The sequence below is a fragment of the Magnetococcales bacterium genome (assembly GCA_015231925.1).
GTDB lineage: Bacteria > Pseudomonadota > Magnetococcia > Magnetococcales > JADGAQ01 > JADGAQ01.
In genome coordinates, this window is the sequence record JADGAQ010000085.1 from 8,972 (window position 1) to 17,514 (window position 8,543).

10 protein-coding genes are annotated in these 8,543 nt (G+C 61.4%); 1 reads left to right on the forward strand and 9 read right to left on the reverse strand.

Annotated features, from left to right (window positions below):
• The 9 genes from HQL56_10730 to HQL56_10770 all read right to left on the reverse strand — a co-directional run.
• Positions 1 to 1,703 (reverse strand): SPOR domain-containing protein (locus HQL56_10730; protein ID MBF0309990.1); only part of this gene is annotated, 1,703 nt, incomplete at its 3' end.
• Positions 1,704 to 1,860: 157 nt separating this feature from the next.
• On the reverse strand, positions 1,861 to 3,807 hold the full coding sequence (gene mshL, locus HQL56_10735; protein ID MBF0309991.1) for a pilus (MSHA type) biogenesis protein MshL: 1,947 nt from the start codon (positions 3,805 to 3,807) through the stop codon (positions 1,861 to 1,863).
• A gap of 295 nt (positions 3,808 to 4,102) precedes the next feature.
• Positions 4,103 to 4,450, reverse strand: a complete 348-nt coding sequence (locus HQL56_10740; protein MBF0309992.1) for a nucleotidyltransferase domain-containing protein — start codon at positions 4,448 to 4,450, stop codon at positions 4,103 to 4,105.
• Entirely contained in the window at positions 4,441 to 4,863 is a 423-nt protein-coding gene (locus tag HQL56_10745) for a nucleotidyltransferase substrate binding protein (protein ID MBF0309993.1), read from the reverse strand. Before HQL56_10745 ends, HQL56_10740 begins: the two co-directional genes overlap by 10 nt.
• A 2-nt stretch (positions 4,864 to 4,865) precedes the next feature.
• Positions 4,866 to 5,204 carry a MazF family transcriptional regulator gene (locus HQL56_10750; GenBank protein MBF0309994.1) on the reverse strand — a complete coding sequence of 113 codons (339 nt, stop codon included), beginning with the start codon at positions 5,202 to 5,204 and terminating at the stop codon, positions 4,866 to 4,868.
• On the reverse strand, positions 5,177 to 5,410 hold the full coding sequence (locus HQL56_10755; GenBank protein ID MBF0309995.1) for a hypothetical protein: 234 nt from the start codon (positions 5,408 to 5,410) through the stop codon (positions 5,177 to 5,179). The genes HQL56_10750 and HQL56_10755 overlap by 28 nt, the downstream gene beginning before the upstream one ends.
• Before the next feature lie 68 nt (positions 5,411 to 5,478).
• Positions 5,479 to 5,700, reverse strand: a complete 222-nt coding sequence (locus HQL56_10760; protein MBF0309996.1) for a YgiT-type zinc finger domain-containing protein — start codon at positions 5,698 to 5,700, stop codon at positions 5,479 to 5,481.
• A 13-nt stretch (positions 5,701 to 5,713) separates the two neighbouring features.
• Positions 5,714 to 6,094, reverse strand: a complete 381-nt coding sequence (locus tag HQL56_10765; GenBank protein MBF0309997.1) for a type II toxin-antitoxin system VapC family toxin — start codon at positions 6,092 to 6,094, stop codon at positions 5,714 to 5,716.
• Entirely contained in the window at positions 6,081 to 6,329 is a 249-nt protein-coding gene (locus HQL56_10770) for a hypothetical protein (protein MBF0309998.1), read from the reverse strand. Before HQL56_10770 ends, HQL56_10765 begins: the two co-directional genes overlap by 14 nt.
• 578 nt (positions 6,330 to 6,907) lie before the next feature.
• On the opposite strand from HQL56_10770, the gene HQL56_10775 reads away from it, so the two are divergent.
• Positions 6,908 to 8,320, forward strand: a complete 1,413-nt coding sequence (locus HQL56_10775; GenBank protein ID MBF0309999.1) for an HlyC/CorC family transporter — start codon at positions 6,908 to 6,910, stop codon at positions 8,318 to 8,320.
• Positions 8,321 to 8,543: the final 223 nt, after the last annotated feature.

Genomic DNA, 8,543 nt, shown 5'->3' on the forward strand with positions numbered 1-8,543 from the left:
GGCTCCACCATCTTTTCCGGCTCCGGGGGCATCCGCGCCAGAACCTGGGGCTTGGTCGGAGGCTCGGGAGCCTTCACCGGCTCCGCCATCTTCACCGGCTCGGCAGCCTTCACGGGGTCCGGTACCTTCACCGGCTCCGCCATCTTCACCGGCTCGGGGATCTTCACCGGGACCGGAACCTTCACCGGTTCCGCCATCTTCACCGGTTCGGGAGCCTTCACCGGGGCCGGAACCTTCACCGGCTCCGCCATCTTCACCGGCTCGGGGGTCTTCACCGGGGCCGGAACCTTCACCGGCTCCGCCATCTTCACCGGCTCGGGGGTCTTCACGGGCACGGAAGCCTTCACCGGGGCCTCCTCCGTCACCGGGGCCTCCGCAGCGATTCGGGCCGGTGACTGGAAGGAACCATGCACCGCCACATAGGCATCACGCCCGGTTTGCGCCTTGAAACGGGTGACGAAAGCCTGCGCCTCCCGAGGCTCCTGGAAAGGGCCCACCCGCACCGTGTGCCAGATGACCCCCGGATATTTGCGGCTGGCCACTTCCTGAATGGAGGCCTGAAAACCCAGCGCCTCGATCTCCTTGAGATAGTTGCGCGCTCCCGGCGGATCGTCCTTGAAGGCCCCCAACTGCACCTCGAAGCGACCGCCGGTCGGACTCGCCGTCGGGGCCGCCGCGGAATCCTGAACCACCGGGGCCGCCTTGGCCACCGGCTCCGCCGCTTTGACCGCCTTGCCCTTCTTCTCCGGAATGGCCTTCTCCGCAGGGGCCTGCATCAGGCCCGCCATGCGCTGGGCCGCCGCATCCTGGTCCTGCCGGGACAGAAAACGGAAAAAGTCGTCCTGGGCCACGGTCAGAATCATCGGCTTCAGAGAATCCTTGGCCTTCATGCGCCCCGCCATGGCGTCGGCCTCGCGGCGCTCGGTGAACAGCCCGTGACAAACCGTGTACCAGGTGCGCCCGCTTTTATCCAAAATGTGCAGCAAATAGGGCGCGTAACCCCGTTCCTGCAACTCGGCGAGCTGCTTCTTGGCCTGTTCCTCTTGCAGAAAAGCCGCCACCTGAATGGTGTGAACCGGATATTTGCCGGATGCCTCGACTGGCGCCGGGGCAGCAGGCGCACTCTCGCGAGGGGCTTCCGCAACCACCCTGCCGCGCTCCATATCCGCACCGGGCCAGCGATTGGGATCGAGATTCGGGGCCATGGCGGGGCCACCTCTGGCCGACGCCGGGGAAGAGACCTGGGCAACCACCTCCGGCTGGGGGGCAGGCTTGGCAACCGGTACCGCCTGGGCAACCGGTACCGCCTGGGCAACCGGTACCGCCTGGGCAACCGGCCGGGCCGCAGGCTTCGCTACCGGTACCGCCTGGGCAACCGGCTGGGCCGCAGGCTTCGCGACCGGTACCGCCTGGGCTTGGGCCCGCACCACCTCATCCGCCCGAACCACCGGTCGGACCAACGGCTGCGGGGCAACATATCCGGGCGTGTCGATCCAGGCTTGCAGCGCCGGCGGAATGGCCACCACCATCAGAACCACCGTGGCTCCGAAAATTACCCACGTACTGACTCGAATGCGCCTCCAGGCCGAAATCGGGGGAACGGTCAGACCGAGCGCCTGGGGATCGTATTCCAGATCGACGCGCGGCTCCTTCTCCTCCAACTTTTTCGCAAGCCCTATCAGTATCCGGTTGATCGTACTCACCGCTGGATCCTTTTCCCGGTCGGCTCATCCGCCGCTGTTGCCACACCCAATGATTAAGAATGTGAACTGCTTCCCACCTTCATCCGAAAGAGGCGATTCTGTCAAGCCCCCGGCGGGAACAGGCCATCCGACTGCTCTCGTGTTGCTCCGCCCCGGCCTACCAGATCATCGGCTCCGGCGTCATGCTCTTCACCCGGTCCGCCGTCTCTTCCACCACGCCGTGCCAGCTTTCGCTGTTGACCACCAGGCGTGGACGCAGCAGGATGACCAGTTCGTTCTTCACCCAACTGCGCGAGGTCCGTCCGAACATACGTCCGATAAGGGGCAGATCCCCCAAAATGGGCACCTTGTCGTCGCTGTCCTTCATCTCGCGCTTCATCAGACCGCCGATCACCACCACCTCGCCATCCTTCACCCGCACGATGCTGTCCACTTCCCGGCTGCGGGCCAGGGCCAGCGGATAGACCTGGGTGGTGGTGCCGAAGGCGAAGGTCTTCACCTTGTCGGTCACTTCCGTCACCATGGGATGAATGTGCAGCGTCACCGCGCCATCGTCGCCAATCTGCGGCGTCACGTCCAGGGCCACACCCGAAAAGAAGGGGGTGAAGGTCGGGTCCAGATTGGTGCCGAACTCGGTGGTGGAAATATTGACGTCGGTGACGAAGATCTCGTCCTCACCCACCTTGATAACGGCTTTTTGATTGTTCGTGGTGGCCACCCTCGGGCTGGAAAGAACCTGAACTTTGCCCTGCTGACGCAACAGATCGAGAAACCCGACGAAATCCCCGGCCTTCATGGCCAGAGCGAAGGGATCCCCGGCCTGAGCCTGGGAGAGAATGGCCGCCGTATTCTTCCAGTAGGGAATGGTGTCCTGATAGGTCAGCGCCGTGCTGGCCGTATCCGTGATCACCGGAACCGAAACCGGCCGGTTGGCCTCCCACATCGACGAGGCGCTGCCGTCGGTCATGGTGGTCCCCTTGCGGGGCTCGCTGGCCAGCGGCTGCTGCTTGCCCAAGCCCCGGCTCACCGCCAGCCAGTTGATGCCGTACTGAAAGCCGTCGCTCAGTTCCACTTCCAAAATCTTGGCTTCCAGGATCACCTGCCGTTTGGCGCCCTGGGCCAATTGTGTCAGATAGTTGTCAATTTCTCGCAAATCCTCAGGATGGGCCCGCACCACCACCAGCCCCGCCTGGCGATTGACGATGACCCCCTTCTGGTATTCCGGATCCTTGATGGGCGTGCCGTCCGCCGCGAGATGCGGCGTTGCCGGCGCGGGCGTCTGCGCCGCCTGTTGCACCTGGGCCGTACCGCCCGACTGACCGGTGGTGGTGGTCACCTTGGGAGCCAGCCCCAGAAACACCCGCAGGGTGTCCTCCAACTCCTTCCAGAAATCGGCGTCGTTGGAGGTGGTGACATCGCTGCCGGAGGTGTTGGTGGTGGTCGAGGTGGCCGCCGAGGTGCCGGTGCCGGAGGTACTCTGCGTCTGCTGGGTGTTGCCCGACGACACCCGCGTCTGAGAGCGCCCGCTACGGGTCATGGGCAGAAAATCGAGCTTGAAGGTGCGCGTGGTCAGGCGTCGCGGATAGATCTCGAAACCGTTGACCCCCTTCTGGCAATCGAACTGATACATCTTGCAGGCCGTCTCCACCACCCGGTCCACGGTGACATCCTTCAAGGTCAATGAGATGCTGCCGTTCACATCGGGATGCACCACCATGTTGATGGGGGTTTCCGCCACCAGCCCCATGAAAAACTCCCGTGCCGGGGCGTTGTCCACCATGACATCGAAGCGGGTTTCCAGAATGGGAACGTCGGTGGCCTTCTTCTGCAGATGCATGTCCAGACCGGGCATCAGGGCCTGGCTCACTTCCGGGGGAACGGCTCCACGGGGTTGAACGGGCCTGCCGTCCGCGCCGGGGGCAGCCGGGGTCTTGCGGCTGGAATCCTTGATATCTTCCAACAAGGCCTTCTGAGCCATGGCGAACTCGCCGCCGGGCTTGGGCTCGGGCGTGGCGCAGGAACTCAGCAGCAGCAGCGACCCCACCGCCAACCGGCATCCCGCCATCCTGTTCGATGCATTATTGCTCCGGCAAAAACGACCCATGCCAGCTTTCCCTGAACGTGCAAGTGTGTGACCCAACCGGAAAGCCTTGCCGGCAAACCGGGGTCTGAACCCATGCATGCAAAGTTTATACCGACAAAAGGAGGAGAACCGTGTCACACCGGGGGATACAACGAGGCCCCGTCTGCCTTTCCGTCGACGGAAAGGCCAGGGATACGGGTTGCCGGGTGCAAGGCGCAATACATTTCCAGGATTTAATTAAAAATCCAAGAGAAAGATAATGAAAAAGTCAAATGATATAATATTTTCTTTTTTTGATACTTAATAGATAAAATATTTAAAATAGATTCCTGCTCGGCAGCGGGAGTTTTGCCACGCCTTCATCCTGCAACACGATATACCTTTCCTCAATGTTGCGATGGAAACTTGCCGGCAGGTCATCCCAGACCAGAACATCCACCGGGAAGGGAAGGTTGCTTTCCTCCAGCGCCTCCTGGAGTTCCGCAACCGGGGAACGTTGGGCGGACGTGGCAAAGACCACCAGATCCAGATCGGAGTAAGGCCGGGCGGTTCCCTTGACACGGGAGCCGTAGGCCCACACCGTCACGCCGGGCAGAAAACGGCGCAACAGCGCCTGCAGCGTCGCCCCTTGCTCCGGGGTGATGCCCGGACCGCTCATTTCCATGGGGTTCCCGTCATGGTGCGGTAAAGGCCGATGGCATCGGCAATGAACGCCTCCATGACCACCAGCGCTTGGGCCGCCTTGTCGCCGCTATTGTCGTGGCTGGTGCCGATGCGGGCCTCGGCATACTTCAGCCATTGTTCCACCGGAGAGGGCAACAGATCGTTCTGCCCCGCCAGCCGGAGGATGGGTTTCGGACTGTTGGGAACCTCCGGCAGTCCCAGGCCTTCCACCAGATGGCGTTTGAGATCCTTCCACAAGGTATCGTAACAGGTCTCGAACCGCTGAATGACCGACTCCGCGATGGCCTCCCGGTCAATCTCCGTGAGTTCGGGCCGCAGTCGCGCCCCTTGATGGTTGGCGTATTGCCTCTCCAGGTGTTGGAGCAATTTTCTGAGTTTGTCATAGTCGATCAAGCTCACCCCTCCTTCGCCGGATGATTTATTCCGCCAGGTCGCCGAGCCGCAAGACCTTCCTGCACCACGACATGCTTTTCTTCAATGGTGCGATGAAAACGCTCGGGAAACAGCTTGCCGGGACGGACATAGCGGACCCGCTGCAACCCACCGCTGGTGAACGCATCATGAGACAGTTCCACCGCCCGGTCATCCGCATAGGGATTGCTGGTGATCTGGCACAGAACCCAGTCTCCACGTCCGGCATCAGCCAGTATCACCGCCAGGCGGTATTTGCTGCGACTCAAATCGGAAAAAGGGAAAGGCAACAGAACTACCTGTCCGGTTGCAAATACGCCCATGCCTCTTCCTCCTCGGGACGGTCCCAATCCTGCGCCAACGACTTTTCGGTAACGTGCAGCACTGCCCGGTTGTGCTGTTCTTCCGCATCATCCGGCACCGACTCCGGTACCGTCACCCCCGCCCGCTGGCGACACGTCAAGGGGAGCGGCTCCCATAACCGGACCTGCCCATCCACTCCGATCTCGGCTTCAACGGTCTTCAACACGATCACGCTTCTGTCCGGGCTGCTGCACCCGGGCCCATGCCAAAGAAATACTGCGGACCCCATGCACCCTATGCGGCATACCGAACCACTTCCAGCTCGGCTGCGGGTCCAATACGCTCCAAAATCAATTCCACTTGCGCCATGATACCATCCTCGATCAGGTACTCCCGACAATTACCACGCTGCGCCACCGGCAGGTTCTTCACAATCACGTCGGAATCTTCGGCGGTTTTGAACGGCAAACAGGTCACCGTTCTTTCCAACTCCGAACCGCAAACCTGGCACTTCATCGTGGGTTCCTAATCATGCCTTCTCATCCATGCGCCCCATCGCAGCCGACATCCCACGATCCAGGGTCAGCAATGGCACTCTCAACGTCAGTGCGGTGGCGGCAATAATGGCGTCGGGAAGCTTGAACATCCCGCTTCGGCGCAATCGAATCGCCTGATGTTCGACCATCTCGTCCAACAAGACGACTTGGCAAGCATCAAGAAATGATCGAATCTCCGCCTCCTCCGCTTCGGTCAACTCCGGGAATCCCAACAATTCCATCCGGGTAATCTGGCTGACCGCCGTCCGTTGCAACACCAGGTTCTTCTCCTCGGCAAGCACCATGGCAGCGTCTTGCCCCTTGAGAAGACCGATCACCAAGCTGGTGTCGAGCAACCAATCAATCCCACTCATCGCGCATCGCCCTCTGGATGGAAACAGGATCCCCGTTGAAATGGGGCGACTCCTTCATGACCCCGGCAAAGCGCCGCCAGTTGGGGAGAGCTTCCATGGCGTCGCTGGCGACCTCATCGGATTCCAGAGGCTCCAGCACGGTCAGCACGGCACGATGGCGTCCCCGTAACACCATCGGTTCTCGCAACCGAACCTGTCCATCCGCGCTGACTTCCGCTTCGTAGGAGTGCATCATGGCCTCTCTCCGTTTTCATGTGTGGAATCACCAACCATACCTGCCCTTCCCGAATCCGCTACATCCGCGCCGCCTGACAGCGCTTTTCCTCAACCCGGAACCGCCCCGGTGGGACGGGCGCCCCCGGAAGTCGCGCCAGCACCTTTCAGCATTCAAAAAATACCGGGGTTTCAAACCATTATTTTACCGGATGCCTCATTGAATAGCGAGAGATCCCGCCCCGTTACAACACCCCATTGCCCCCTCCGGGGCTGCGTTGAAACGAATCCGGGTTGAATTCAACGTGGCTTAAGTTAACCCCGCTATACTGTTCCCCGCCAGGGGATTTTATTGCCCATATGCAATTAACATATTGAAATATAAGCTAATTTTACCATATTCACTCCTTGACTTTCCCGCGTCCAGCCGCTTCCATCACGGAACGGATCCATGACCGTGTTGTCCACCGGATCGGAAATCACCATCCGACCGGAATGGTCACCGCCATGAGGACGATTCGGCCCTGCGGGCCGGCGTCGTTCCCGTCCGTCCGGGTGGACACGGGAGGATCGATCGTTTCCTGAAGCAAGGAGAATGGGATGGACGTGGTTTTATTGGGCAAGCTGGTGGCAATCCTGGCTCTCGTGGCGGGCAACGCCTTCTTCGTGGGCTCGGAGGTGGCCATCACCGCCGCCCGACGCAGTCGCATCAAACAGTTGGCCGACATGGGCGACAAGGGCGCCAAAATGGTCAAACTGCTGCATGAGGAACCCACCCGTTTCTACGCCGTGACCCAGATCGGCATCACCCTGGTCTCCATGGCCCTGGGTTACATCGGCATGGACGCCTTCAAAGAGCTGATGTCCCCCGGATTCCAAAGCCTTTTCGTCCTGTTCACCACTCCGGAAGCCGCCACCGTCTGGGGCGATATCGCCGGATTGACCATGGGCTTCATCATCGTCTCCTTCCTGCATGTGGTCGGCGGCGAACTCGCCCCCAAGGTGCTGGCCTACCACAAGGCGGAGCTGTTGAGCTGCGCCGTCGGCGGCATCGTCAACATGCTCTACGTCCTGTGGATCCCCGTCATCTGGTTGATGAACCACGCCTCCAACTGGCTGCTCACGGTTTGCGGCCAGGGCGACATCGTGGGCCACGGCGGCCACGGCCACGACTCCTCCTCCATGTCCCAGGATGAACTCACCCTGGTGGTCAACGCCAGCGCCAGTTCCGGAACCATCTCCGCCGATCAGGGCCGCATGCTCACCGGCGTCTTCGAACTCGACGAGGAGACCGTGGAACAGGCCATGATCCCCCGTCCCGACGTGCGCGGTCTGCCCATCACCGCCACCGTCGCCGACGCCCTGGCCGTCTTCGCCCGCACCAGCCACTACACCTACCCCGTCTTCGACGGCGAAAAGGTGGCCGGAACCATCTTCATGAAACGACTGGTGCGCCAGATCGAGGAGCATCGCGACGATCTGCCCCTCTTTCTCGAACAACCCATTCAGGCCACTCTGCGCACCGATCCTTTGATCTTCCCTTCCGGCGTCAAGCTCAGTCAGGCCTGGAAGGATTTCCGCGACAACCGCCGTCAGTTCGGCGTCGTGGTCAACGAACACGGCTCCATGGTGGGCATCCTCACTCCGGCGGACATCGTCTCCCGGCTGGCGGGACGTTATCCCGGCGACGAACTCCTCGCCAAACCGGAAAACGTGCGCAAACTCCAGGGCAGTCAGTGGGAAATCACCGGCTCCGCCCGGGTTTCCGACCTGGAGATGGCGCTCAACTTCCCCTTCCCCAAAGAATCCGGTTACGTCACCCTTGGCGGTCTGGTCTTCAACCGCCTGGGTCGGGTTCCCGAGGTGGGCGACGTGGTCAAGCTGGACAACGGTCGTCTGCAAATTCTGGAGATCGAAGAGATGCGGGTCACCAAGGTGCTTTTTCAGATCCTCGCCGTCGACGACCAGGGCAAATGGTCCCTCGCCGAAAGCGACAGCCCCGCCGGGAGCTGAACCGCGCCCAGGCGTTCCGTGGTCTTTTCAGTCATACGGGGGGCCGGGGGGGATTTTCCCCCACGGGGATCCCCTGGTCTTTACGGTCATACGGGGGTCCGGGGGGAGGTCATCCCCCCCACCTCCTCCCCCCCGGTAAGGGTTCGGGGCAGCGCCCCGAGGTTTTAGCCGTTGACGGTTCCGTTGACGTAGCGGTCCGCTGCACCAAATGAATACGCCTCAG

Excerpts from the sequence above, each read along its gene's own strand:
- HQL56_10760 (MBF0309996.1), bottom strand. The coding sequence starts at position 5,700 with ATGAAGTGCCAGGTTTGCGGTTCGGAGTTGGAAAGAACGGTGACCTGT.
- HQL56_10740 (MBF0309992.1), bottom strand. The coding sequence starts at position 4,450 with ATGGAAATGAGCGGTCCGGGCATCACCCCGGAGCAAGGGGCGACGCTG.
- mshL (MBF0309991.1), bottom strand. The coding sequence starts at position 3,807 with ATGGGTCGTTTTTGCCGGAGCAATAATGCATCGAACAGGATGGCGGGA.
- HQL56_10775 (MBF0309999.1), top strand. The coding sequence starts at position 6,908 with ATGGACGTGGTTTTATTGGGCAAGCTGGTGGCAATCCTGGCTCTCGTG.
- HQL56_10750 (MBF0309994.1), bottom strand. The coding sequence starts at position 5,204 with ATGGGCGTATTTGCAACCGGACAGGTAGTTCTGTTGCCTTTCCCTTTT.
- HQL56_10770 (MBF0309998.1), bottom strand. The coding sequence starts at position 6,329 with ATGATGCACTCCTACGAAGCGGAAGTCAGCGCGGATGGACAGGTTCGG.
- HQL56_10765 (MBF0309997.1), bottom strand. The coding sequence starts at position 6,094 with ATGAGTGGGATTGATTGGTTGCTCGACACCAGCTTGGTGATCGGTCTT.